Raw genomic sequence first — 23,868 nt, 5'->3', positions numbered from 1 at the left:
CTGCCGGGACACGGCGGTCCGGCCGGATCCGGCCGGACCGCCGTGCCGCGCCCCGAGGCCGGCCCGCCCCGGAAGAGCGCCCGCCTAGCCGATGGTGACCACGCGGGCCCACGGTGGCGGGGTGTCCGGAACGTACTCGGGGTCGCTCTCGTCGTACGTCCGGGAACGTCCCACGCGAGGAAAGAGGCCCACCACCGTTCGGCACGGGGGCGGGGCGCTCGGCCAGGGGGTCTGGCCGTCCGTCAGGGCGACGATCACGTCCGGGCGAGGGCGCGAGCGCAGGGCCCTGGCGAAGCCCGCGCGCAGATCCGTACCCCCGCCGCCCACGAGCGGAATGCCCTCCGCACGGCACAGCGGATGCGCGACCCCGGCCGCCGCGTCGCACGACACCACGCTGACCAGGTCGCGCCGGCCTCCCACGGCACGGGCGATCGCGGTGACCTCCAGGAGCGCGCTGCCCAGTTCGGCGTCGCTGACCGACCCCGAGGTGTCGATGACCACGGTGACCCGTGGCGGAGTACGCCGCAGGCTCGGGAGCACGATCCCGGGCAGCGAGGTCGAGCGCCGGGAGGGACGACCGTACGTGTAGTCGTCGCCCGCTCCCGGTCCCGAGGCCGCCGAACGGAGCGCCGCACCCAGCAACTCCCGCCACGGCTGCGGCGGGTGGAACACCTCCTCCGCCCACCGCTGCCACCCCTTCGGGGCGTCCCCCGGCCGCCCCGAGATGCCCTGCGCCACCCGGAACCGCACCGCATCCCGCTCCTGCGCGCTGAGACCGTGCGCGCCCTCGGGCCCCAGGTCCCACTCGCGCGCGCGGCCGTCCGCGCCACTGCCGCAGTCCAGCCAGGCGAGCCCCTGAGTCCACGGCCCGAGCCGGAACTGCCGCAGGTAGTCCTCCATCAACTCACCCTCCGGCAGGTCCAGGGACGCCGGTACGACAGCGCCCTCGGGGCGGACGAGACCGTCACCGAACACGTCGTCGTTGATCTCCAGATCCGCGGCGATGTTCATCCGCAACCGCTCCCCGGGACCGGTCAGACCGCGCTCCCGCGCCACCCGGTCGCCCCGCGCGTGGTGGTCGCGCAGCAGGTGGGACACCTCGTGCACCCACACTCCGGCCAGCTCCTCCACCGGGGTCCGGTCCACGAACCCGGGCGAGACGTAGCATCGCCAGTGCTGGTCCACCGCCATCGTCGGCACCTGCCGCGACTCCACCGTGTGCAGGGCGAACAGCGCCGTCGCCAGATAAGGCCGGACCCGGGCGGCATGCAGCCGGGCCGCGTACAGCTTCTCGAGCTCCAGCGCCCCCACCACCGCGCCCGTCATCGGCTGCCCTTCGTGGCCAGGGCCGCCCGAGCCGCCCGGGCCGCCGCGTCGTCCGCGCGCCGCGACAGAGAGACCACGCCCGCGAGACTCTCGATCGACGCCGGAACGTCCCAGTCCCCCTGGCGCAGCGAGGCGAGCGTCGTCGCGGGGACGACCACCAGGTCCGGCGCCCCGGACTCCAGCGCGCGCACCAGGACCGCCCAGGCCGCGTCCCACCTCGCCCTGTCCGGCCGCCCGCGGACCGCCGCCACCACTCCGTCCAGTACGGCCTGACGCAGATCCCCTCGCTCGGGGAGCTCGGCGGCCGACGGGTCGGCGAGCAGCAGCTCGGGGTCGGGGAGGTCCAGACGGTCCAGGCTCGCCATCAGCTCAAGGCCCGGACCGTCGCCCACCGCGCCCCGGACCAGCTGGGCCAGCACCTCGCGGGACGCGTCCGCCGCCGTCGCGAAGGCGATCAGACGGAGGGTCATCTCCCAGCTCCGGGGCGACGGCCAGGGGCCGCCCCGGAGCGTTTCGCTGCCGGGCAGCCGGTGCACGAGCGCCGGCCGCGCGGTCAGCAGCCCGCAGACCGCCCGCCGGGCGAACTCCACGGCTCCCGCCAGCTTCTCGGGGTCGAGCCGCGGCAGGGTCGCCCGGGGCCACGTCCCGCCGAGCCCGCGGACGACGACCTCCTGGTCGTGGGCCCACTGGAGATGGACGAACCGGTTGGCCAGCGGAGGGCTCAGCTCCCAGCCGTCGGCCGCCGACGACCGCGGGTTGGCCGCGGCCACGATCCGTACCCCGGGAGGCAGTCGGAGGGAGCCGATCCGCCGCTCCAGGACCAGCCGGAGCAGCGCGGCCTGAACGGACGGCGGCGCCGTCGACAGCTCGTCCAGGAACAGCAGCCCCCGCCCGGCCCGGACCAGACGCACGGCCCAGTCCGGCGGGGCCATCGGAACACCCTGCTCGGCGGGATCGTCGCCGACGACCGGCAGCCCCGAGAAGTCGGACGGCTCGTGCACGCTGGCGATGACCGTCGTCAGCGGAAGGTCCAGCTCCTCGGCAAGTCGCGTCAGGGCCGCCGTCTTGCCGATGCCCGGCTCGCCCCACAGGATCACCGGAAGGTCGGCCGCCACGGCCAGCGTCAGGGCCTCCAGCTGAGGGTCGGGACGCGGTTCGGTGACGGTGTCGTTGAGCAGGGCCAGCAACGAGCCGGCGACGTCGAGCGGGGAATCGGGGGCAGCGGCGTACGTGGACATCGTGGGCATGGGTGATCACCTTGGGGTTCGTGGGTGAGCGGGGGGTGCGGGGACGCAGCCCCGGGCGTAGGCGCAGCGCAGGCGTAGGCGCAGCGCAGGCGTCAGCGCGCGGTGCGCGCGTGGCGGGGATGAGGGCGGTGGTCGCGGGGACGGGCAGGCGCCGGACGAGGTCGGTGCGGCGCGGGGTCGGCAAGGCCGGCCCTGAACAGCCCGTAGGCGATCCGCCGGTCGGCCGCCGCCTCCAGCGCGTCGCGCAGGGCGCCGGCGCGGAGCGTCGCCTCCGGGCCGAGCAGGCCTTCGACGACGGCCAGCGCACCGGCGATGTCACCGTGGTGCAGGCGTTCCCGGACACCGACAAGGCAGTCCGGGCGGCGGTGCGCCTCGTCGATCGCCCGCAGACAGGGCAGCGGGGTACCGCTCAGCGCCACGAGCAGTTCCTCGCGGCGGATCTCGTCCGGGTCGTGGTCGAGGGCGGTCAGCACGCCGTCGACCAGGCCGATCCGATGGCGGGCTCCCCGGCACTCCACGAACCGCGGCTCCGCGACCTGGTCCTCCCACCGGGCGGACGGGCCGGACGGCACGTGATCCGGTACGAGTGCCGAGGCGACCAGCGGATGCAGCCGATCGGCCTCGATCGCACCGGCGCGGAGGAGGTCCAGATCGGGCAGGACCCAGGTCGCCGCGTCCGGCAGGACCGGCAGGGCGGAGCCGCCGACCCCGGGGAAGGCCGAGACGATCCGCCACGCGGGCGCGGCGGCGCCGCCGCCCCCGGTCACGTCCAGGATCAGCGGGCGCCGGGGCCCGAGGCGTACGGCGACGGGACCGCCGGACCTGCCTTCGGCCCGGAGCAGATGCCCGGCCTCGGCCGCCCACCGGTCGACGGCGCAGCGGTAGCCCTCCGGAACCGGAACCGGACCCGGAACCGAAACCGGACCAGGAACCGAAACCGGTCCCGGAACCTCTGCCTCCGCCGCCGGTGACCGGTCGGCCCCCGAGCGGATCCGCAGCTCATCGGCCCTGCGCGCGTCCCACAGGTGACGGTGCAGATCGAGGCGGAACCTCCGGCTGGGCCGTGGGTGCGGATGGCCCCGGGCGGCGGTGTCGCGCGAGGCCGCGTCCCACAGGGCGAGGCTGATCCGCTGACCGCCGTCCGCCCACGCGGGCGGAGTACGGGCCACGAGATGCACGGGGCCCGCGCGACCGGGCGCCGCCCCCTCGTACCGCGCCAGCGGGGTCGTCAGCCCCGGACGCAGCAGCCCGTGCGGGGCGATCCTCGGCAGGTGCCAGCGCAGCAGGTCGGGAGCCAGATGGCGGAGGTCGCCCCGGATCCGGGTGGCGAGCTCCCGGCCATGGGTCCGGGTCACGGACCGCAGGTCGAGATCGGCGTCCACGCGTGCGGCGGCGCACGCCCCGGCCCAGTCCCCGGCCTCGCGGCGGGCGGTCGCGGTCTCGATCATGGAGGGCGGCACGGCGAACTCGCGCACGCGCAGCCAGAAGGACAGGAAGGAAGGGCGGGAATCCCCGTACGCGGTGTGAGTGGACATCAGCACTCACCTTGCGCGGACGGGACCCCCCAACTCTGTACGGAGTGAGTCGTCATCGCGGCGGAGCGTATCGCGCCCCCTCGCGGCCGACCAGTCATTAACGCGCTCGGCGGCCGGCCGGGCGTCGTCGTGCGACCAGGTAGGCTGCCCCGGCGCGCGCGACGCGGCGCGCGCCTCGACACGGGAGGAATCCGCGTTGCACGTCCAGGAATGGCTGGAGACGATCCCCGCAGGCGCGATCTACGCGCTGGTGGGAGTGGTGATCGGGCTCGAGAGCCTGGGGATCCCGTTGCCCGGCGAGATCGTCCTCGTCAGCTCGGCCCTGCTCGCCTCCCAGCACGGTGACATCAATCCGTACGTCCTCGGTACCTGCGCCACCGCGGGGGCGATCATCGGCGACTCGATCGGGTACGCGATCGGCCGCAGGGGCGGGCGTCCGCTGCTGGCCTGGCTGGGCAAGAAGTTCCCCAAGCACTTCAGCGAGGGCAACATCGCGCTCGCGGAGCGGTCCTTCGAGAAGTGGGGCATGTGGGCCGTCTTCTTCGGCCGCTTCGTCGCCCTGCTGCGGATCTTCGCCGGCCCGCTCGCGGGTGTGCTGAAGATGCCGTACTGGAAGTTCCTGATCGCCAACGTCTTCGGCGGCATCCTCTGGGCGGGCGGTACGACGGCCGTCGTCTACTCGGTGGGCATCGTCGCCGAGGCGTGGCTGAAGCGCTTCTCGTGGCTGGGTCTGGTGCTCGCCGTCCTCGTCGGCGTGACCTCGATGCTGGTCCTGAAGAACCGCGCGAAGAAGGCCGCGGCCCAGACCGGGACGCAGTCGGGGACGAAGGCGGAGAGCGAGACGGCCGCGGAGCCGGTGCCGGTGCCGGTGGCGGACTGACCGCGCTCCATACCTCCGTACGGACGCGCAAGGGCGCGGTGGCCTCACGGCCGCCGCGCCCTTCTCCGTAGGCCTCAGTCCTGGAAGGCCTCGGCGTGGCCCTTGGCCAGGTGGAGGTACATCTCGGCGTTGAGACGGATGCCCGCCTGCTCCTCGTCCGTGAGGGGGCGCCGGACCTTCGCCGGGACGCCGGCCACCAGCGAGCCCGGCGGGATCTCCATCCCCTGCGGGACGAGCGCCTGCGCGGCGATCAGTGAACCGGCACCGACACGGGCCCCGTTGAGGACCGTGGCGCCCATGCCGACCAGGACGTCGTCCTCGATGGTGCAGCCGTGGACGGTCGCGTTGTGGCCGACCGTGACGCGGTCGCCGATCGTGACCGGGAAGCCCGGGTCGACGTGGACGGTGCAGTTGTCCTGGATGTTGGAGTCCTCGCCGACGACGACGGGACCGCAGTCCGCCCGCAGCACCGCGTGGTACCAGACGCTGGCACGGGCACCGAGCGTGACGTCACCGAGCACGACGGAGGTCGGCGCGGTGAAGGCCGTCGGATCGACCTGCGGCTCCTTGCCGCCCACGGCCCTGATCAACGCCTCTGTCATGGTTCGCTCCTGATCCCTCGTGATTGCGTCACGCCTCCACGGCACCCTAGTCGCGGCCCATGACGGACATCACAGGGCACCCCACTGATCAGGTACGACGGTGCCTACTACCGTGTGTGGGTGCCCAGGAACAGAAACACGTTCTCCTCTCTCACCGCCTGGCGGCGCCGCGTGCTCGCCCGCGCCGTGCAGGGCGGGTGGCGCTGGGTGCAGGAGGCCGGTGCCGTGACCGCCGACAGCCCCGGGCGGCTGCGCTTCAAGCGCCTCGGCGCGGGCACCCGGCTGGCGTTCCCGCAGGGGACGGTCTTCGGCGAGCGGTGGATCGAGATCGGCGAGTGCTGCATCATCGCCGAGCAGGTCACCCTGACCGCCGGGATGCTGCCCGGACTCGACCTCGGTCCCGACACGGTCCTGACCCTGGGCAACGGCGTCGTCCTGGGGCGCGGCAGCCATGTCATCGCCGACACCTCGGTGACGATCGGCTCGGACACGTACTGCGGGCCGTACGTCTACATCACCTCGACCAACCACAGTTACGACGACCCGGACGAGCCGGTGGGCAGGCAGTGGCCGCGCTCCGAGCCCGTCGAGATCGGGCCGGGCTGCTGGCTGGGCACGGGCGCCGTGATCCTGCCCGGCGCCAAGCTCGGCCGGAACGTGGTGGTCGCGGCGGGCGCGGTCGTACGGGGAGAGGTCCCGGACCACTCGGTGGTGGCCGGGGCTCCGGCGAAGGTGGTACGCAGCTGGGACGCGGAGCGGGGCTGGCAGCCGCCACTGCGGACCCCGGCGCCGACGCCGGTTCCGGACGGCGTGACGCACGAGCAGCTGGCGGCGCTCGCCGCCTGGGACCTCGCGGAAGGCTGACCCGACGCGGGCCGGGCCTGACCCGAGGCGGTCGGATCCGAGCCGGTGCTGCTCCCCGGCCGGTGCCGCTCCGAGGTGGACACGGATCCGAGGTGAACACGGATCCGAGGTGGACGCGGATCCGAGGTGGACGCGGATCCGAGGTGGAGGGCCGGCCCCGGCGCCGGAGGCGGCCCCGGAGGACGTCCTCGTCAGCCCGTCGCCAGCAGTACGGTGCCGACCAGGGCAAGCCCCGCGCCCGCCGCCTGGACCGCGCGGAGCCTCTCCTTCAGCACCCCGCGCGCGGCCAGCGCCGTGACGACCGGGTAGAGGTTCGCCAGCACGGCCGCCACGGTCACGGGCCCGTTCTGCGCCGCGATCGAGTACGTACCGTTGGCGGCCACGTCCGCGAGGCCGACGAAGGCCAGCGCCGGGAGAGCCGCCCACACGACCTTCATCCCGCCACCGTCCTCGGGCAGCGCCCGACCGCCGCGCTTCACGGAGACGAACAGCGCGCCACCGCCCACCGCCACGTTCGTCACCCGCTGGACGAACAGGGCGAGGAACAGGCCGGTCAGGGTCGTGGACGCCTCCGCGATCAAGGCCATCACCGAGCCGAACCCGAAGGCCGCGACCAGCGTGAGGAGCACCGCCTGACGCTGCACCGGCGCGCCGCGCAGCTCGGGGCCGCCGGCCAGGACGATGCCGACGACCGCCACACCGATTCCGGCGAACTGCAGCAGTCCCGGCCGGTCGCCGAGGAGCAGGCCCACCGAGACCGGGACGACGACGCCGAGCGAGCCGAGCGGGGAGACCACGCCCATCGGGCCGAGCGCCAGGGCCTTGTAGAAGGCGAGCATCGCGACCGGACCCACCACGCCCGCCGCGACGGCGTACCAGAGCTCGGGGCCCACTTCGCGCCAGGCACCGGTGGCGATCACGATCGCGCCGAGGACGACGACCGCGATGGTCTGCGAGACGACGACCACCGTGAGGGCGGGCATGCGCCGGGTGAGCAGCCCGCCGCCGAAGTCGGCCAGACCCCAGAGCAGGGCGGTGGCCAGGGCGAACAGCGCAGTCATGGATCCTCGCAGGGTGGCGGTCTCGCAGTACAGTGCGGTGGACAGCTGAGTACACCGCGGTAGACCACACCGTAGTTCAGTCTGTTGAACTCTGTCATCCAAAATATTGGACGGAATGTGTCGGACCTCGATCAGCTCACGCAGTCGCTCGCGCGGAATCTGAAGCGGTGGCGCAATGAGCGCGGTTTCACGCTGGACGCGCTCGCCGCACGGGCGGGCGTCAGCCGCGGCATGATCATCCAGATCGAGCAGGCCCGGACGAACCCCAGCGTCGGCACGACGGTGAAGCTCGCGGACGCGCTCGGCGTCTCGATCACCACCCTCCTCGACTACGAGCAGGGCCCCCACGTCCGGCTCGTCCCGCCCGGCCAGGCCGTGCGCATGTGGTCCACCTCCACCGGCAGCCACACGACCCTCCTCGTCGGCACCGAGGCCCGCGGCCCGCTGGAGCTGTGGTCCTGGACGCTGATGCCGGGCGACGGCAGCTCCTCCGACCCGCACCCCGACGGCACCACCGAGCTGCTGCACGTCACGGCCGGGGAACTCACGCTCGTCGTCGAGGGGGAGGAGCACCGCATCCCGGCCGGCACCTCCGCCGTCTTCGAGGCCAACGTGCCGCACGCCTACCGCAACGACGGCACGGAGACCGCCGAGATGACCATGGCCGTCTCCATCCCGCCCGCACGCTGAGACGCGCCGCTCGGGGGAGCGCCCCGCTTGTTAGCGTGGCCGGCATGCGCGCACCCATCGGAGACTTCGACCACGCCGTTCCCGCCCCCGAGTGCCTGGACCGGCTCACCGAACCGGTGGCCGCCGCCGTACGCGCCTGGCAGGGAGCCGTCCCCGCCGATCAGCTGCTGTACGTCGACACGGATCCGGAGATCGCCGACACGGCCGTGTTCGTCGAGACCCACGGCCGTGAACTCCTCGACCGGTCCGCGAACTGCGTGATCGTCGCCGGAAAGCGCGGCAAGGTGACGACTCTCGCCGCCTGCCTCGTGCGCTCCGCCACCCGGGCCGACGTCAACGGAGTCGTCCGCAAGCACCTGGGCGCACGGAAGGTGAGCTTCGCGCCCATGGACACGGCGACCGGCGAGAGCGGCATGGAGTACGGCGGCATCACCCCGATCGGACTCCCGGCGGACTGGCCCGTCCTCGTCGACGCGGCCGTCGTCGACACCGCCTGGGTCCTCGTCGGAAGCGGCCGCCGCCGCGGCAAGCTGATCGTGCCGGGCAAGGCCTTCGCCCAACTGCCCGGCGCCGTCGTCCTGGAGGGCCTGGGAGTGGCCTGACGCGTCGAGCCCTACGGGAGCAGGGGGATCTCGATGGCGGGGCAGCGGTCCATGACCATGTCGAGCCCCGCCTCGCGGGTCCGTTCGTACGCCGCCTCGTCGATCACGCCGAGCTGGAACCACACCGCCTTGGCGCCGACGGCGACCGCCTCGTCGGCGACCTGTCCCGCGTGCTCGCTGTTGACGAACACGTCGACCACGTCGACCGGGAACGGGATGTCGGCCAGCGAGGCGTAGCCCTGCTCGCCGTGGACGGTCTCCGCCTTCGGGTGCACGGGCACGATCCGCTTGCCGTAGCGCTGGAGCACCGCCGCGACCCCGTAGGCCGCGCGCCTCTGATTCGACGAGAGACCCACGACCGCCCACGTGTCTCCCGTGGCCGTCAGGATCTTCCGTACGGTCTCCGACTCCGTGGTCGCCGTCTCGACGCTCATCCGTTGCCTCCCGTGGCTCGTCGTCCTCCACAACGAGCCACGGGCACCGGTGATTCCCGAGGACGCGGACCGTCGCGCCCCGCGGTGCGGGCGGGCCGCCTCAGTGAATCGGGTAACACTCGCGCCGGCCGGCCCCTCGCCCCGCGGGCCCTGCCGCCCACGGAGCCCGGCGAGGAGCGGCCGGAGCAGTCGGCGGGGGACGGAGGCGTGTTCCCGGGCGCATAGGGTGGCGGGATGCAGGAGCAGTACCGCACGCTCGCCCGCGAGGGCGTGCACGAGACCGAGATCAACCGCTCGCGCTTCATCTGCGCGCTGGCACCGGTGGCGACCGAGCAGGAGGCGCAGGACTTCGTCGCGCGCATCCGCAAGGAGCACCCGACGGCCACGCACAACTGCTTCGCGTACGTCATCGGCGCCGACGCCTCCGTCCAGAAGGCGAGCGACGACGGCGAGCCCGGCGGTACGGCCGGTGTCCCGATGCTCCAGATGCTGATGCGGCGCGAGGTGCGGTACGTCGCCGCCGTCGTCACCCGCTACTACGGCGGCGTGAAGCTCGGCGCGGGTGGTCTGATCCGGGCGTACGGCGGGGTCGTCGGCGAGGCCCTGGACGCGCTCGGCACCCTCACCCGGCAGCGTTTCCGCCTCGCCACCGTCACCGTCGACCACCAGCGCGCGGGCAAGCTGGAGAACGACCTGCGGGCGACGGGCCGGAGCGTGCGCGACGTGCGCTACGGCGAGGCCGTCGCCATCGAGATCGGACTCCCGGACGCCGACGTGGAGGCGTTCAGGGCCTGGCTCGCCGACGTCACGGCCGGCACCGCGCGCGTGGAACTGGGCGGCGAGGCGTACGGCGATGTCTGAGCGCCCGGACCGGGTGATCCCCCGGCGCGCGGTCCCGGGCACCTCCGGATTTCCCGATCCCCCGGCCGTTGTCCGACCCCACCGATACGCTCCTCGATCATGAGATTCCTGCATACGTCGGACTGGCACCTGGGACGGTCGTTCCACCGGGTGAGCCTGCTCGACGCCCAGTCCGCGTTCCTGGACCACCTGGTGGCCACGGTGCGCGAGCGTGACGTGGACGCGGTCCTGGTCGCCGGGGATGTCTACGACCGGGCCGTGCCGCCGCTCACCGCCGTCGAGCTCTTCGACACCGCTCTGCACCGGCTCGCCGAGGCCGGCGTGCCGACCGTCATGATCTCCGGCAACCACGACTCGGCCCGCCGCCTCGGCGTCGGCGCCGGGCTCATCGAGCGGGCCGGCATCCACCTCCGTACCGACCCGGCCGGCGTCGGGACGCCCGTCATGCTCGACGACGCCTACGGATCCGTGGCGCTCTACGGCCTGCCGTATCTCGAACCCGCTCTCGTGCGCGAGCGGTTCGGCGCCGCCAAGGCCGGGCACGAGGCGGTGCTCGCCGCCGCCATGGACCGCGTCCGCGCCGACCTCTCCACGCGGCCCGCCGGCACCCGGTCGGTCGTCCTCGCGCACGCCTTCGTCGCCGGCGGCGAACCGAGCGACAGCGAACGGGACATCACGGTCGGCGGGGTGGCCGCCGTCCCCACCGGAGTCTTCGACGGCGTCGACTACGTGGCCCTGGGCCATCTGCACGGCAGCCAGACCGTCACCCCGCGCGTCCGCTACTCCGGCTCACCTCTCGCGTACTCCTTCTCCGAGGTCCACCACCGCAAGAGCATGTGGCTGATCGACCTCGGGGCCGACGGGACGATCGAGGCGGCCGAGCGCGTCGACTGCCCCGTGCCCCGGCCGCTGGCCCGGATCCGCGGCCGGCTCGACGACCTGCTCGCCGACCCCGCCCTCGTACGGCACGAGGAGTCCTGGGTCGAGGCGACCCTCACCGACCCCGTGCGGCCCGCCGACCCCATGGCCCGGCTCGCCGAACGCTTCCCGCACACCCTGAACCTCGTCTTCGAGCCCGAGCGCACCGAGGGCGACCCGCTCGCCTCGTACGCCCAGCGGCTCCGCGACCGCAGCGACCAGCAGATCGCGGAGGACTTCGTGGCGCATGTGCGGGGCGGCGCCGGACCCGACGACACCGAACGGACCGTGCTGTACGGCGCCTTCGACGACGTACGGGTGGACAGCGCCGTACAGGAGCGCGAGGTGGGCGCCCGGTGAGACTCCACCGCCTCTCCGTCACCGCCTTCGGACCGTTCGGCACCACCCAGGAGATCGACTTCGACGCCCTGTCCAGCGCGGGCATCTTCCTGCTCCACGGCCCCACCGGCGCGGGCAAGACCTCCGTCCTCGACGCCGTCTGCTACGCCCTGTACGGAGCTGTGCCCGGTGCCCGTCAGTCGCCCGGCACCTCGCTGCGCAGCGACCACGCCCCGGCCGGCACGTACACCGAGGTCACGCTCGAACTGACCGTGGGCGAGCGGCGGCTGGAGGTCACCCGGCGGCCCGCCCAGCCACGCCCGAAGAGGCGCGGCGGCGGCTTCACCACCGAGAAGGCCCAGAGCTGGCTGCGGGCGTACGACTCCGGCACGGGCGCGTGGGCCGAGCTGAGCCGCTCCCACCAGGAGATCGGCGAGGAGATCACCCAGCTCGTCGGCATGAGCCGGGACCAGTTCTGCCAGGTCGTGCTCCTGCCCCAGGGAGACTTCGCCCGCTTTCTGCGGGCGGACGCGGAGGCGCGCGGCAAACTGCTCGGGCGGCTCTTCGACACCCGCCGGTTCGCGGCCGTGGAGGAGCGGCTCGCCGATCTGCGGCGCGCGGCCGAACAGCAGGTACGGGCCGGGGACGAGCGGCTGCTCGCGCTCGCCCACCGGATCGCGCAGGTCACCGGCGGCGCGGTCGTCGACGAGCGGCCCGGCGAGCCCGGACTCGCCCAGGCCGTCCTGACCCTGGCGGCCGTGGCGCGCTCCGAGGCGCGCGAGGCGCTCGACATCGCCGACTCGGCCGTCCTCGCGGCCGAGTCGCGGCAGGCCGCCGCCCGCCGGGTGCTCGACGCGGAACGGGACCTGGCGGCCCGTCAGGCGCGGTACGCGGAGACACGGCGGCGCCGGGAGGCGCTGGAGGCGAGCAGGCCCGAGCGGGACCGCGCGCAGGCGGTGCTCGACCGGTCCCGCAAGGCCGATCTCGTCGCTCCCGCCCTCGGCCTGCGCGCCGACGCGGAGCGCGAGCACGCGACCGCGCGCGCTGCCCGGGAGCAGAGCCGGGGCCGCCTGCCCGCCGACCTCGCCGACGCGGGAGCCGAGCAGCTCTCCGCCCTCGAACGGCGGCTGCGCGAGGAGCTGGGCGGACTCGAGTCGGCCCGGCGGGCGGAACGGCGCAGCGCCGAGATCGCCGGGGAGCGTACGGACCTCAGCCGGCAGGCCCGGGCCGACGACGAGATACTCCAGGACGCGGCCCACTGGCTCGGCGGCTGGGAACCCCGCCGGACGGAGCTGACCGCTCGGATCGAGGCCTCCCAGGAAGCCGCCGCCCGCGCCGAGCATCTGGCCGGCCGCCTCGAACCGGCCCGGCGACGGCTGGCCGCCGCCCACCGCCGTGACACGCTCGCCGCGCAGGCCGCCACCGCCGAGTCCCGGCTGACGGCCGCCCGTGAGCGCCGCAACGAAGCCCACGAGGCGTGGCTGGACGTCAAGGCCCGCCGACTGCAGGGCATCGCCGCCGAACTGGCCGCGGCCCTCACCCCCGGAGCGCCCTGCCAGGTCTGCGGCTCCGCCGACCATCCGGCCCCCGCCCGCACGGGCACCGACCATGTCGACCGCGCCACGGAGGACGCCGCCTACGAGGCCTTCAGCCGCGCGGAGGAGTCCCGCACGGCGGCCGAACGCGACACGGCGGCCACCGCCGAGGCGTGGGCGGCGGCCCGCGCGGAGGCCGGCGAGGGAGCGGCGGACACCACCGAACCGACGGTCGGCGAACTGGTCCGCGAGGTCGACGAGTTGACCCGACAGCACGCCGACGCCCACGCTCTCGCCGCGCAGACCCACGGACTGCGGGAGGCGCTCGCGCGGGCCGAGCGGGAGTACGAGAGCCGGGTCCGGGCGCAGCGGGACGCCGAGCGGCGCGTCGCCGCGCGGACCTCGCAGCGGGAGGCGCTCGACCGGGAGCAGACCGCCCTGGACGCCGAAGTGGCCCGGGGGCGCGGTGAGTCCGGGAGCGTCGCCGAACACGCCTCACGGCTGGAGCGGAAGATCGCCATCCTGATCGACGCCGCCGAGACCGTACGCTCCGTCGAGCTCAGCGCCCGGCGGCTGAAGGAGGCCGACGGCCGGCTCGCGGACGCCGCCTTCCGTGCCGGGTTCGACACCCCCGCCGAGGCTGCCGCCGCGCTCCTGGCCGACGGCGAACACCGCGCGCTCCAGCAGCGTCTGGACGCCTGGCAGGCAGAGGCCGCCGCCGTCGCCGACCGGCTCGCCGAGCCGGAGACCCGGGCCGCCGCCGAACGCCCGCCGGCCGATCCTTCGGCGGCCGAGGCAGCGCACACCGCCGCCGAACGTGCCCTGAGGGACGCCACGTCGGCCCTCGCCTCCGTCCGCGACCGTGCCGCCGAACTGGGGCGGCTCTCCCGGCAGGCCGACACCGAGGTCCGCCGTCTGGGACCGCTGCGCGAGGAGTACGACCGGGTCGCCCGGCTCGCCGGACTCACCGCGGGCACCTCCGCGGACAACGAACGGAAGATGCGTCTGGAGTCGTACGTCCTGGCGGCCCGGCTGGAGCAGGTCGCGGCCGCCGCGACCGCCCGGCTCCAGCGCATGTCCTCCGGCCGCTACACCCTCGTGCACTCCGACGCCCGCTCCGGCGGAAAGCGCGCGGGCCTCGGCCTCCACGTCGTCGACGCCTGGACGGGCAACGAGCGGGACACGGCCACGCTCTCCGGCGGGGAGACGTTCTTCGCCTCGCTGGCCCTCGCGCTCGGCCTCGCCGACGTCGTCACCGACGAGGCGGGCGGCGTCCGGCTCGACACCCTCTTCATCGACGAGGGCTTCGGCAGCCTGGACGACCAGACGCTCGACGAGGTGCTCGACGTCCTCGACTCCCTGCGCGAACGGGACCGCAGTGTCGGCATCGTGAGCCATGTCGGGGACCTGCGACGACGGATTCCCGCGCAGCTCGAGGTGGTCAAGGAGCGGACGGGGTCGGTCGTTCGGCAGAAGGGGGCCGGTGCCTGACCCGCAGGAGTCTGCCGGAGACGGTGACGGGGGCGAGGCGGCGGTCGGGGTGTTTGTCGTAGGGGCGGCGGCACCGCGCCATTGCGATGCGGCTGACGTCGCGTGGCCGAGTTCCCGGCGACAGGGGAGCCGCCGGCTTCACACGTAACTCGGATCAGGGGGCAACAGATGGACGCGACTGTCACTTCGGCTGTGATCGGGGCCGTAGCCGTGGGCGGCACGGCCCTGGGAACGGTGCTCGGCGGATGGGTCCAGGCACGCGGCGGCCAGGCTCAAGCCAAGGCCGCCCGGCAAGCCGCCCAGATAGCGGCGGAGGCGACGCACCATCAAGCTCTGTACGACCGCCGCTGGTCGCTTCTGGCGGCCTATCTGCGAGCCGCCAGCGAGTGCATGGAGGCTGCGGACCAGCTCTACACCACGGACTCTCTGCCGGAGGCCCGGCGGCGCTGGCACGCGTTCACGCTCGCCCATGCCGAGGCCGAACTCGCGGCGCCTGCGGCACTTCTCGATTCCATCGAGGAACTCCGCAAGGGCGTGGGCCGCATGTACTGGACGGCTCAGCAGAACGCCCCCGCCAAGCGGGCGCTGAAGGAGCTGCGCAGGCGGGCGGAGCAGGGTGAAGCGGCAGCGGTCCGGGCGCGGGAAGCGGTGGAGAGACTCTGGGAGGTGGATGATCACGTACCCCTCGCGCAGCGGGAATCGTCTCCGGAGTACAGGGACGCGGGGCGGGCTCTCGACGACCTTCCCGGATTCGGCAGTGAGCAGGCGGCTCTCCTGCTGAACTGGACGCAACAGCAGTGGGAGGCCGCCGGCCGCGACAGGGAGGCGCGGAAGGAGAACCACCACCTGGCGCGCCGGGAGCTGGTGTCGGCCGCGCGGAACGTGTTCGGCACGGACCGCTTCTGATGCCTCACTCTTCAGGCGCCACGAAGCGCCGCGAGCCAGGCAACCCATCGCCCTCCCGTATGAACGGCCCAGACCGTTACCCGGTCAGCGGCTGACGGCGCGCCGGGGAAGGGGTGAGGAGTACACGACGCTCGTCGTCACCGAACCCAGCGTGCCGACCTTCCCTGAGATCTCCTCCAGGTGCTTCATGGACCGCGCGGCGACCTTGAGCACGAAGCAGTCGTCGCCGGTCACATGGTGCGCCTCCAGAACCTCCGGCGTGGAGGCGAGGAGATCGTGGAACGGCTTGTAGTTGCCGTTCGGGTAGCGCAGCCGTACGAAGGCGAGGATCGGGAGCCCGAGCCGCTCCTGGTCGATCACGGCCGTGTAGCCGGTGATCACCCCGGCCTCCTCCAGCCTGCGCACGCGCTCGGTCACCGCTGAGGCCGACATGGAGACGGCACGGGCCAGCTCGGTGAAGCTGGCCCGGCCCTGGGCCTGCAGCGCGTCCAGGATGCGCCAGTCGATGGCGTCCGGGGTGTACTCGGTCATGGCGGTCATGACCGAGATGGTGCAGGGGAATCCCCGGCCGATCAAGCGATCACCGGGGAGTTCTCACGGTCCGGGACGCGGACCGGGCAGGATTCCCCGCCGACCCGCACCCTCCCGCGCAGGGTTCCTCTGCGCCGGGTCCCTCTGAGCTGGGCGCCTCTGAGGGGTTTCTTCGCCCGGCGGTCAGAGGCGCGAGATCTCCTCCACGAGGTCGTCGAGGCCCAGCGGGCCCTGCGACAGGGCCGCCATGTGCCACGCCTTCGCGTCGAACGCGTCGCCGTGCGCCGCCTGCGCGTTGGCGCGCCCGAGCAGCCAGGCCCGCTCGCCCAGCTTGTAGCCGATCGCCTGCCCCGGCATCGAGAGATAGCGGGTCATCTCGCTCTCGACGAAGGCCGGCGGACGGCTGCTGTGCCGCTGGAAGAACTCCTGCGCCAGCTCCGGCGTCCACTGCTCGCCCGGGTGGAACGGCGAGTCCGCCGGGATCTCCAGCCGCAGGTGCATGCCGATGTCCACGATCACCCGGCAGGCGCGCATCATCTGTGCGTCCAGGTAGCCGAGGCGCCGCTCGGCGTCGGGGAGGAAACCGAGCTCGTCCATCAGCCGCTCCGCGTAGAGCGCCCAGCCCTCCGCGTTGGCGCTGACCCCGCCGATCGTCGCCTGGTAGCGCGAGAGCTGGTCGGCGACGTGCACCCACTGGGCGATCTGGAGATGGTGGCCCGGCACACCCTCGTGGTACCAGGTCGACACCAGGTCGTACACGGGGAAGCGGGTCTGGCCGTCGACCGGCAGCCAGGTGCGCCCGGGCCGGGAGAAGTCCTCCGACGGGCCGGTGTAGTACGGGGCTGCGGCGCCGCCCGGCGGGGCGATGCGCGACTCCACCTTGCGTACGCGCTCGGCGAGTTCGAAGTGGGTGCCGTCCAGCGCCTCGATCGCCTCGTCCATCAGCTTCTGCAGCCAGACCCGGACCTCTTCGACGCCCTCGATGTGGGTGCCGTGGACGTCGAGGTGCGCGAGCGCCTCCCACGGTCCGGAACCCGGCAGGATGCGCTCGGCCTCGGTACGCATCTCACCCAGGAGGCGGTGGTACTCGGACCAGCCGTACGCGTAGGCCTGGTCGAGGTCCAGGTCCGTGCCGTTGAAATAGCGCGACCACCGCTGGTACCGCTCGCGGCCCACCGTGTCCGGCGCGCCGGCGACCGCGGGGGCGTACACGTCGCGCATCCAGTCCCGCAGTGCCACGACCGCCTCGGTGGCGCCACGGGCCGCCGAGGCCAGCTCCGTACGCAGATCGGTACCGAGCGAATCGGGAGCCGCGGCGGCGAACTCCTCGAACCAGCCCCGGCCCTCTCCCTCCCCGCCCGACCACTCCGTCAGCTGCCCGACGAAGGTCGCGGTCGGCCGCGGTCCGCCCAGGAGCTTGCGCTCCAGGCCGAGCGCCAGCGAGGCGCGGTAGCCCTCCAGCGCCGTGGGAACCGCGCGCAGCCGCTGTGCCACGGCCTCCCAGTCCTCCTCGGTCCCGGTCGGCATCACGGTGAACACCATGCGCACGCTGTGCGCGGGGGACCGCATGTTGCTGACCGCGCAGAGTCCCTCATCGGCCTCGTGGACGGCGAGTTCGGCCGTCAGGCGCTCCCGCAGCAGACGGGCGCAGCGCCGCTCGGCGTCGCTGTCCGCGCCCGGCAGCCGCTCGGCCTCGTCGAGCCGTGCGAGGGTGCGGCGGGCGAGGTCGGCCACCGCCTCCTGGCCGGCCGGCGAGAAGTCGGGAAGGAGGCCCGCGCTCCCCTTGACTCCCAGGTATGTACCGGTGATCGGGTCGAGTTCGATGAGAGCGTCGACGTAGCTGTCGGCGACCTGGCGGGGCAGCGCGCTGCTGGAAGTCTCTGGCATGAGGTTCATCCTGAGCCCTCCACCGTCCTCGCGTCACCCTCAATCGATCTCACTAGGCCGACAAATGAGCGCTCGGAACGGGTGGTCCGTACCGGTTCCGAGAGGGGCCCGGCCGCGAGTCGACGCGCGTCACCCGCGCTTGCGCTCGATGGACGGGCCGATCAGTTCGCGCCGGGGCGGACGCAACTGGTGAGTACGGAACCTTCAAGCCCTCGACCGACTTTGGCCGGATCCAGTCGGCGGCGATGCCCCGGCGGAGGGGTGGCAGGTGCCTCGCCCACCTCGGCGGCGAGCTCGCGGTGGGCGGTCGGGGTGTGGGGCGGGGAGGCGGAGAACGTACGGCTGAGGCCGGGCCCGGTGGAAGGGATCCGGCCACGTGCCGTGGGTCGTTTTTCCGACACCCGGGTGCACCCCGGCTCAGGTGTCCCCCGCAGGCCCTCCTGCCCTCCTGCCCTCCTGTCCTCAGGCCGTCAGCGCTCGCCCAGCGGCAGACGGCTCCGCGTCGGAGTCGAGGAGAGGCGAGCGGTGATGACCAGGGTTCCCTCCTCGATCTGGTAGTCGAGGGGGAGGTTCAGGGCCCGCATCGCGGCCACCATGCCGGTGTTGGACGACTGCGTCACCGCGTAGACGCTCTCGCAGCCGGCCTCGACGGCCATCGCGACCAGTCGGCCGAGGAGTTCGGAGCCGATGCCCCGGCGCTGCCAGTCGTCCTCGACCATCAGGGCGACCTCCGTCTCGTCGCCGTCCCAGAGCAGATGGCCGAGGGCGACCAGCCGGCCGGAGGTCGTCTGCACGGCGAGGGTGCGGCCGAAGCGGGGGCTGAGCAGATGGTCGAGATAGCGGTCGGCGTCACCGACCGGGCCGTGGTACCGCAGGCCGAGCGTCCGCGCGGAGCAGCGGTCGTGCATGGCGCGCGCGGCGACGAGGTCGCGCTGGTCGGCGCGGCGGACGGTGATCTCGTTGCCCTCGGGCAGGGTGAGGACGTCCTGGCTGCGCGGGATGCGCGGACCGAGCCGGGCGTCCAGCTCGACGAGCGCCCTGGCGCGGGCGAACTCGGTCGGGGTGAACGGCAGATAGGGCCGCTCGATCGTGATTACGCCACCGTTCGGGTCGCGCAGGCGCATCACCGTCTCCTCCAGTACTCCCTCGACGGGTGCGGTCTCGCCGGTGGGGCGGCCGGTGAGGGAGACGGCGGGAAGCGAGTGGATGGAGCAGCGGCCGAGGAGCTGGCGCAGGGCGAGCGGGAGTTCGGCCGCGTCGAGCGCGGTCCGGGTGGCGAGTCCGAGCAGCCGGGTCGGGGTGTCCACGAGGTCATGGGCGTCGGCGCGTTCGATCCAGGTGTGGGTGCCGCCGCCCCTCGCGATCTCGCGGGTCAGCTCGCTCGCCTGGAGGCCGGCGGGGGCGCGCAGCAGGAACTCGTCGACGGTGCCTTCGGCGAGCGGGTGGGTCTGGAGGGTCAGAATGTCCACGTCGTGGTGGGCCAGCGCCGTGCACAGCGCGGCGAGACTGCCCGGGGTGTCGCGGACCGTGGTCCGCATCCGCCAGAGGGTCGTCTCCACGGGCTCACGCTCGGGCGAAGGGGCGCCGGTGGCCGCCGGCAGCGGGGTCGGCCCGCTGCCGCCGGGATCGCTGGCGGGCGGCGCATGACTATGACGCCGAGCCCACCAGGTGTGGAAGGTGGCCGTGGCGATCAGCGCGATGGCCGAGAACACGAGCATGTACGGACCGTCGGCGCCGCGGACGACGGTCTTGGCGATGGTGTCGGCCACCACCACGGCGGTGAACAGGGCGGCGAGTTCGATGAGGTCCCGCCGCCAGTGGTGGGGGCGGCGGGAGCTCTTGGCAGAAGTCACATCGGTCATGACCTCACTGTGACCCAGCGGTGTTGCGTGATCACGAACGCTTTGTGACTGACGGGTTAAGCGCCGATCTGTGAGCTTACTGGTCGTTTTCGGCCGCTTGTGTCGTCTCCTGACCGGCCCTCTGAGGGATGTCTGACGACCCCGCACGGAGCGCCTTCCGTAGCCGCCCGGCCTGGACGACGAGCTGTGAGGAACCACGCCGGTCCGCCACCGCGTCCAGTCCCGCCGGCTCCCCGCCGGCCCCGCACCGCTCCACACAGTCGGCGGCGACGGCGAGCAGCTCACCGAGCCCTCGCACCGGCTTCTCGGCCGCGAGCAACGTGGGGAGGAGGGGCGCCAGTACGGACCAGGTCGTGCCGTACGCGCCCGTCGCCGCGGCCGTCCGGGCCGCGTCCGCGAGGCGGCTGGTCCTGACGGTCCCCTCGCCGACCAGACCGGCCAGCGCCTCGCCGAGCCGGAGCGGATCCAGATCGCCGCGCGCCGCCAGGACGAGCAGCGTGTCCACGGCGTTCAGCCGGTCCTCCGTGTGGCGGGAGCCGAGCGCCAGCGCCAGGGCGAGGTGGGTCGCCGCACCGACCGGACCGTCGGCCTCGGCAAGGGCCGCCATACCCCAGGACGTGCCGCGTTCGTCCCAGCCGACCCCGCCCGCGAGCACGGGCAGCAGCCAGGCCGCCAGGGTCTCCCGGTCGTCCGGCACGACACCCGGCCAGTTCCGCCGTTCCCCGATCCAGTGGTGGCAGCGGCCGTGGGCCTCGGTCTCGGCGCCGCCCAGCCACCGGAAGACGGGCGGGAACTCCTCCCGTACCGCCCGGCGCTCGCGGATCTTCAGGACGAACCGGTCCGCCAGCGACCCCGTGCCCTCCTTCACGCCCTGTCCCCGGGCGAGGAACCGCAGACCGGGGGCGAGTGAGACGTCCGCCGTGAGCCAGTTTGCGAGCCGCTCCCCGGCCCGGGTGCCGAGCGCCGAGGCGCCGACCGCCGCCTCCGTGGCCGACGGGTCGCCCTTACGGACCCGCAGCAGTGCCTGCGCGAGGTCGGTGGGGGCCGGCTCGATGCCCGCGTCACGGTAGGCGCGCAAGCGGTCCACCAGTACGGACGGCTCGATCGCCCCGGTGTGCCAGGTGGGCGCGGCGAGCAGGAACGGCAGCCTGTCCGTGCCGATGAGGGCCGCGACCTCCCACAGCCGGGCGTCGACCACCGCGTCCAGCGCGCCGTGCACACAGGACGAGGGGGACCGTCCGCGGACCCGGGCGTCGTGGATGCGGGACGGCCGTACTCGCCCCATGAGGGTGGCCATCACCACGTCCACGCCGTGCGTCGCGTGGGCGAAGTGGTCCCGCAGGTCTCCCTCCTCGCCCGCCCACCAGGCATCGGCGAAGGTCCCCGCCACGGCGGCGGTCAGCTCCTCGCGGTTTCGGTGTGCGTGGCGCACGAGCCCGTCAAGGGCGCGCTCGAACTCCTCCGGCGTCGCGTCCGCACGGCCCTTGGAGACGGTCACCAGATCCTCGACCAGCTCCGCGACCGTGGCGGCCGGTGCCGCCACCCGCCTCGGCTCCGGAACGGGCGGCAGCGTCTCCTCGTACGGAAGGTCGTCGGCGAGACCCGTGGGGCCGAACAGCTCCGCGGCCGCCTCGCGATGCGCCGGGCTCAACACGGCTGCGGCGCCCGCCAGTTCCTCCCGCACCTGTTCGTCCACCTCGGGGAGGTAGCGTCCGACGAGCTTCAGCGCCCGCTCCTGGATCCCCGTGTCCTCGTGCCCGAACGCCTCCGCGACCACGGGCAGCAGCTCGGCCGCCGCGCCCGGGGCCTTCCTCAGCTCCTTCGTCAGAAGCGTCAGTTGTGCCCGGACGAGTTTCTTCTCCGTACGGAACAGCACCTGACCGGACATCTCGGCCAGCTCCGCCGTCGACAGGTCGCCGACGCCCGCGAGTCCCGCCAGAACCTCCTGCGCGTACGCGGCGACCGGCGACGGCGCGTCCGCGGCCATCCCCATCCAGTCCGCCGTCCGGCCGCGCCGTTCCTCGGGCGTCGGATCCAGGAGCTGGAGCAGGGCGAGCGGGAAACGCAGGTCCCGCGCCCGGCCGCCGCGCAGCAGCCGCGCCACGCAGCCGTCCACCAGGGACGCGCGGTCGAGCACACCCTCCGCGGCGAGCCTCGCGAGCGCCGTCGGCCAGTGCGTGGGGGCCTCGGGGCCCACGGACCAGGTGAGCCGGTCCGGGGTCTCGACCATGTCGAGGATGCGGGGCACCAGCAGCGGCGTGTGGGGGTCGGCGCGGAGCTCCTCCAGGAGCCGTCGCCCGGTCACCGCGCCCGTCCAGCCGATGACATAGCCGTCCGTCGTCGGCACGGCACAGCCCGAGCGCGTCACCAGCTCGCGCACCAGCCGGTACTCGCCCTCCGCCACGGCCGGCCGCTCGGCCAGCCGCTGCGCGACATCGCCCAGCCAGGCCGGGTCGCGGTCGGCGAGCACGTCCAGGACGAAGTGGCTCGTACCCCGGGCCCAGTTGTTGAGGTCCCGGCCCCCGATCCAGGCGGCGGCCGCCGCCGCGCCCGTGTGGCACCCCGCCCCGGCGACCCGGAGCGCCTTCTGGACCGCAACCTGCTCGTTCCACCGGCTCCAGCTCCAGCCGCGGACCTCGGTCCGCAGGGCCTTGAGCTCCGCGAGGGCCGTCTTCCGGTCGCCGGGCCCCAGCTCCTTCAGCAGCCCGGGAACGTCCTGGACCCGCCCCGCCCGTACAGCGGTCAGCAGCTTGTCCACCGCCCGTCCGTCCCGAGCCGCGGTCAGCCGCGCCTTCAGCGCGGTTCGGTCGAATCCGTCGCTCATCGCGCACCGCCGAAGGACTCGGCTCCGGCCGCAGCCGGAGCGGCTGCCCCGGGCATGGCATCGTCCACGGCACCCGTCGCCGCCCCGGCCACCGCGCTTCGCCGGGCCATTCGCACCGCGAGCGCGTGCTTGCACGGGCCTCGGCGGCCTCGGTAGTCCGCCCACCACTGACAGGTGCAGGTCAGCGTCCTGTCCGACTCCCGCACCTGGTAGCGCCGTTCACCCGACGCGACCGTCGCCAGGGCGCCGTCGAGGACGACCGCCCCCTCCGTCACGAGGGCGCGGGCCGCCACGAGCCGGGGGTTGTGCCGCTCGGCGCGGTCCGCGTCGTACGGCAGCTCCCGGTGGAAGTAGGCGGCGTCGGCCACGTCGTACCCCACGCGCCCGGCCGTCCCCAGCCGGGTCAGCGCGGCCCGCACGCGGTCCACGGGGAGGCCCGACCGGTCACCCAGCTCGGCCAGGTCGATCTTCGGCTCCCAGGAGAGCAGCACCGAGATCAGCTCGGCGTCCTGCGCGGCCTCCTCCGTCGCCAGCGCCTCCAGGACCCCGCCCTCGCCGGAGAAGCCCCGCGCGGCGTCGGGCGAGAGGGTGAGCGTCAGGCGCATCCCGGGCAGTGTCACCTCCCAGGCGCTCGCCGTCGCGACACCGTCCGGAACCGGCCCGTACACCCGCAACGCCGTCGCGTGGCGCAGCACCCGCTCCAACGCCACCAGCCGATCGGGCCCCGGCAGACAGACCGCCCCCGCGACCGGCCGCGTCGTCGGCCGCAGCGTCCGGCCGGCCTGGACGACCCAGAGCGGCCCCCGCCGCCCCGCCCCCTGCGCACGCGGCAGCGAGCGCAGGAACCGGACCGCCTCCGCGCCCGTCAGCTCGGCCCGCAGATCGAAGCCCGCCGAGGCCACCTGCGCCTCCGCGAAACCACGCAGCCAGCGGTCCGGCAGCGGAACCTTCTTCTCCACGACCGCGCCCTCGAGCGTCGTCACCGCCAGCTCCTCCGGGCCGACCCGCAGATGCAGCGGATCGCTCCCCGTCATCCGCGACAGGGCCTCGCGCAGCGGGTTGTTGACATCCACATTGGTGGTGCCGTGCCCGGTCGTGGCGCCGTCGAGCCCTTCGCTCAGCACGTCGAGCCGGGCGTAGACCCCGCCGCAGCCGGAGAAGGACTCGAACCGCAGCCGGTCGCCGTTCCCTGTCACGACCGGGTCGAGCGACCCCGGCCGTATCCGCTGGTGGTAGCGGGCGGCCGCCACGTCCGCCACCGCCAGCAGACCCCGCGCGGCGATCTGCGGAGACGTCAGGAACCCGGCGAAGAAACGGGGGTGCGCCTCGGCGCCTGCCGGCGTGAGACCCCCGGAGGTCTCCAGGCCGAGAAGCTGTCCGTCCCCGGAGGAGCGCAGGGCGGACGGGCGTGAGTAGGCGAGCGCCTGTACGGATCGCGTCATGACGAAAACGCTAGGACCCACCACTGACAAT

General features: G+C 73.7%; 19 protein-coding genes and 1 pseudogene. 8 read left to right on the top strand and 12 right to left on the bottom strand.

The window, feature by feature from the left end; all coding sequences use genetic code 11:
- Window positions 1-84 precede the first annotated feature (84 nt).
- The 3 genes from ACFY8U_RS31770 to ACFY8U_RS31760 form a co-directional block, all read right to left on the bottom strand.
- Complete coding sequence (locus ACFY8U_RS31770) at window positions 85-1,326, bottom strand: VWA-like domain-containing protein (RefSeq protein WP_389575670.1); 1,242 nt, start codon at window positions 1,324-1,326, stop codon at window positions 85-87.
- Window positions 1,323-2,573: an AAA family ATPase gene (locus tag ACFY8U_RS31765; RefSeq protein ID WP_389575669.1), complete on the bottom strand. Its 1,251-nt coding sequence runs from the start codon at window positions 2,571-2,573 to the stop codon at window positions 1,323-1,325. Before ACFY8U_RS31765 ends, ACFY8U_RS31770 begins: the two co-directional genes overlap by 4 nt.
- A 92-nt stretch (window positions 2,574-2,665) precedes the next feature.
- Window positions 2,666-4,108: a hypothetical protein gene (locus ACFY8U_RS31760; RefSeq protein ID WP_389575668.1), complete on the bottom strand. Its 1,443-nt coding sequence runs from the start codon at window positions 4,106-4,108 to the stop codon at window positions 2,666-2,668.
- A 196-nt stretch (window positions 4,109-4,304) separates the two neighbouring features.
- On the opposite strand from ACFY8U_RS31760, the gene ACFY8U_RS31755 reads away from it, so the two are divergent.
- On the top strand, window positions 4,305-4,988 hold the full coding sequence (locus ACFY8U_RS31755) for a DedA family protein (RefSeq protein ID WP_389575667.1): 684 nt from the start codon (window positions 4,305-4,307) through the stop codon (window positions 4,986-4,988).
- 74 nt (window positions 4,989-5,062) lie between these two features.
- Here the strand turns inward: ACFY8U_RS31755 and ACFY8U_RS31750 are convergent, their stop codons facing one another.
- Complete coding sequence (locus tag ACFY8U_RS31750) at window positions 5,063-5,590, bottom strand: gamma carbonic anhydrase family protein (protein WP_361437596.1); 528 nt, start codon at window positions 5,588-5,590, stop codon at window positions 5,063-5,065.
- 120 nt (window positions 5,591-5,710) lie between these two features.
- On the opposite strand from ACFY8U_RS31750, the gene ACFY8U_RS31745 reads away from it, so the two are divergent.
- Window positions 5,711-6,454, top strand: a complete 744-nt coding sequence (locus ACFY8U_RS31745; protein WP_361437598.1) for an acyltransferase — start codon at window positions 5,711-5,713, stop codon at window positions 6,452-6,454.
- A 191-nt stretch (window positions 6,455-6,645) separates the two neighbouring features.
- Here ACFY8U_RS31745 and ACFY8U_RS31740 read toward each other — a convergent pair whose 3' ends face one another.
- Window positions 6,646-7,515, bottom strand: coding sequence for an EamA family transporter (locus ACFY8U_RS31740; RefSeq protein WP_389575666.1), 870 nt, complete (start codon window positions 7,513-7,515; stop codon window positions 6,646-6,648).
- Between the two features lie 117 nt (window positions 7,516-7,632).
- Here ACFY8U_RS31740 and ACFY8U_RS31735 point away from each other — a divergent pair, with 117 nt between their 5' ends.
- Together ACFY8U_RS31735 and ACFY8U_RS31730 are read left to right on the top strand one after the other, a co-directional pair.
- Window positions 7,633-8,205, top strand: coding sequence for a helix-turn-helix domain-containing protein (locus ACFY8U_RS31735; RefSeq protein ID WP_389575665.1), 573 nt, complete (start codon window positions 7,633-7,635; stop codon window positions 8,203-8,205).
- A 44-nt stretch (window positions 8,206-8,249) separates the two neighbouring features.
- The gene (locus tag ACFY8U_RS31730; protein WP_389575664.1) at window positions 8,250-8,807 is read left to right on the top strand and encodes a YbaK/EbsC family protein; all 558 of its coding nucleotides are present in this window, start codon (window positions 8,250-8,252) and stop codon (window positions 8,805-8,807) included.
- A gap of 11 nt (window positions 8,808-8,818) precedes the next feature.
- Here ACFY8U_RS31730 and ACFY8U_RS31725 read toward each other — a convergent pair whose 3' ends face one another.
- Complete coding sequence (locus ACFY8U_RS31725; protein WP_361437607.1) at window positions 8,819-9,241, bottom strand: CoA-binding protein; 423 nt, start codon at window positions 9,239-9,241, stop codon at window positions 8,819-8,821.
- 234 nt (window positions 9,242-9,475) lie between these two features.
- Between ACFY8U_RS31725 and ACFY8U_RS31720 the strand changes: the two genes are divergently transcribed.
- From ACFY8U_RS31720 to ACFY8U_RS31705, 4 genes are all read left to right on the top strand, one after another.
- The gene (locus ACFY8U_RS31720) at window positions 9,476-10,102 is read left to right on the top strand and encodes a YigZ family protein (RefSeq protein WP_361437610.1); all 627 of its coding nucleotides are present in this window, start codon (window positions 9,476-9,478) and stop codon (window positions 10,100-10,102) included.
- A 99-nt stretch (window positions 10,103-10,201) separates the two neighbouring features.
- A complete protein-coding gene (locus tag ACFY8U_RS31715; RefSeq protein ID WP_389575663.1) occupies window positions 10,202-11,380 on the top strand; it encodes an exonuclease SbcCD subunit D in 1,179 nt (392 codons plus the stop codon).
- Entirely contained in the window at window positions 11,377-14,385 is a 3,009-nt protein-coding gene (locus tag ACFY8U_RS31710) for an AAA family ATPase (RefSeq protein ID WP_389575662.1), read from the top strand. The genes ACFY8U_RS31715 and ACFY8U_RS31710 overlap by 4 nt, the downstream gene beginning before the upstream one ends.
- Before the next feature lie 168 nt (window positions 14,386-14,553).
- Window positions 14,554-15,291, top strand: coding sequence for a hypothetical protein (locus ACFY8U_RS31705; RefSeq protein WP_389575661.1), 738 nt, complete (start codon window positions 14,554-14,556; stop codon window positions 15,289-15,291).
- An 84-nt stretch (window positions 15,292-15,375) separates the two neighbouring features.
- Here the strand turns inward: ACFY8U_RS31705 and ACFY8U_RS31700 are convergent, their stop codons facing one another.
- The 6 genes and pseudogenes from ACFY8U_RS31700 to ACFY8U_RS31675 all read right to left on the bottom strand — a co-directional run bounded on the left by ACFY8U_RS31700 (window position 15,376) and on the right by ACFY8U_RS31675 (window position 23,837).
- On the bottom strand, window positions 15,376-15,822 hold the full coding sequence (locus tag ACFY8U_RS31700; RefSeq protein ID WP_389575717.1) for an Lrp/AsnC family transcriptional regulator: 447 nt from the start codon (window positions 15,820-15,822) through the stop codon (window positions 15,376-15,378).
- A 183-nt stretch (window positions 15,823-16,005) separates the two neighbouring features.
- On the bottom strand, window positions 16,006-17,709 hold the full coding sequence (locus ACFY8U_RS31695; protein WP_389575660.1) for a DUF885 domain-containing protein: 1,704 nt from the start codon (window positions 17,707-17,709) through the stop codon (window positions 16,006-16,008).
- Between the two features lie 135 nt (window positions 17,710-17,844).
- Window positions 17,845-18,077: pseudogene (locus ACFY8U_RS31690) on the bottom strand (hypothetical protein); the annotation flags it as partial.
- 102 nt (window positions 18,078-18,179) lie between these two features.
- The gene (locus ACFY8U_RS31685) at window positions 18,180-19,571 is read right to left on the bottom strand and encodes a GNAT family N-acetyltransferase (protein WP_389575659.1); all 1,392 of its coding nucleotides are present in this window, start codon (window positions 19,569-19,571) and stop codon (window positions 18,180-18,182) included.
- A gap of 76 nt (window positions 19,572-19,647) precedes the next feature.
- On the bottom strand, window positions 19,648-22,395 hold the full coding sequence (locus ACFY8U_RS31680; protein WP_389575658.1) for a DUF6493 family protein: 2,748 nt from the start codon (window positions 22,393-22,395) through the stop codon (window positions 19,648-19,650).
- Window positions 22,392-23,837 carry an SWIM zinc finger family protein gene (locus ACFY8U_RS31675; protein WP_389575657.1) on the bottom strand — a complete coding sequence of 482 codons (1,446 nt, stop codon included), beginning with the start codon at window positions 23,835-23,837 and terminating at the stop codon, window positions 22,392-22,394. Before ACFY8U_RS31675 ends, ACFY8U_RS31680 begins: the two co-directional genes overlap by 4 nt.
- Window positions 23,838-23,868: the final 31 nt, after the last annotated feature.

This window comes from Streptomyces sp. NPDC012508 (assembly GCF_042902595.1).
GTDB lineage: Bacteria > Actinomycetota > Actinomycetes > Streptomycetales > Streptomycetaceae > Streptomyces.
Note: the sequence above shows the minus strand (reverse complement) of the source record. Positions and strands in the feature narration are given on the sequence as shown.

Bases quoted from the DNA above. Each gene is read 5' to 3' on its own strand.
- ACFY8U_RS31770 (WP_389575670.1), bottom strand. From the start codon at position 1,326: ATGACGGGCGCGGTGGTGGGGGCGCTGGAGCTCGAGAAGCTGTACGCG.
- ACFY8U_RS31765 (WP_389575669.1), bottom strand. From the start codon at position 2,573: ATGCCCACGATGTCCACGTACGCCGCTGCCCCCGATTCCCCGCTCGAC.
- ACFY8U_RS31760 (WP_389575668.1), bottom strand. From the start codon at position 4,108: ATGTCCACTCACACCGCGTACGGGGATTCCCGCCCTTCCTTCCTGTCC.
- ACFY8U_RS31750 (WP_361437596.1), bottom strand. From the start codon at position 5,590: ATGACAGAGGCGTTGATCAGGGCCGTGGGCGGCAAGGAGCCGCAGGTC.
- ACFY8U_RS31740 (WP_389575666.1), bottom strand. From the start codon at position 7,515: ATGACTGCGCTGTTCGCCCTGGCCACCGCCCTGCTCTGGGGTCTGGCC.
- ACFY8U_RS31730 (WP_389575664.1), top strand. From the start codon at position 8,250: ATGCGCGCACCCATCGGAGACTTCGACCACGCCGTTCCCGCCCCCGAG.
- ACFY8U_RS31725 (WP_361437607.1), bottom strand. From the start codon at position 9,241: ATGAGCGTCGAGACGGCGACCACGGAGTCGGAGACCGTACGGAAGATC.
- ACFY8U_RS31720 (WP_361437610.1), top strand. From the start codon at position 9,476: ATGCAGGAGCAGTACCGCACGCTCGCCCGCGAGGGCGTGCACGAGACC.
- ACFY8U_RS31715 (WP_389575663.1), top strand. From the start codon at position 10,202: ATGAGATTCCTGCATACGTCGGACTGGCACCTGGGACGGTCGTTCCAC.
- ACFY8U_RS31705 (WP_389575661.1), top strand. From the start codon at position 14,554: ATGGACGCGACTGTCACTTCGGCTGTGATCGGGGCCGTAGCCGTGGGC.
- ACFY8U_RS31700 (WP_389575717.1), bottom strand. From the start codon at position 15,822: ATGACCGAGTACACCCCGGACGCCATCGACTGGCGCATCCTGGACGCG.
- ACFY8U_RS31695 (WP_389575660.1), bottom strand. From the start codon at position 17,709: ATGCCAGAGACTTCCAGCAGCGCGCTGCCCCGCCAGGTCGCCGACAGC.
- ACFY8U_RS31685 (WP_389575659.1), bottom strand. From the start codon at position 19,571: ATGACCGATGTGACTTCTGCCAAGAGCTCCCGCCGCCCCCACCACTGG.
- ACFY8U_RS31680 (WP_389575658.1), bottom strand. From the start codon at position 22,395: ATGAGCGACGGATTCGACCGAACCGCGCTGAAGGCGCGGCTGACCGCG.
- ACFY8U_RS31675 (WP_389575657.1), bottom strand. From the start codon at position 23,837: ATGACGCGATCCGTACAGGCGCTCGCCTACTCACGCCCGTCCGCCCTG.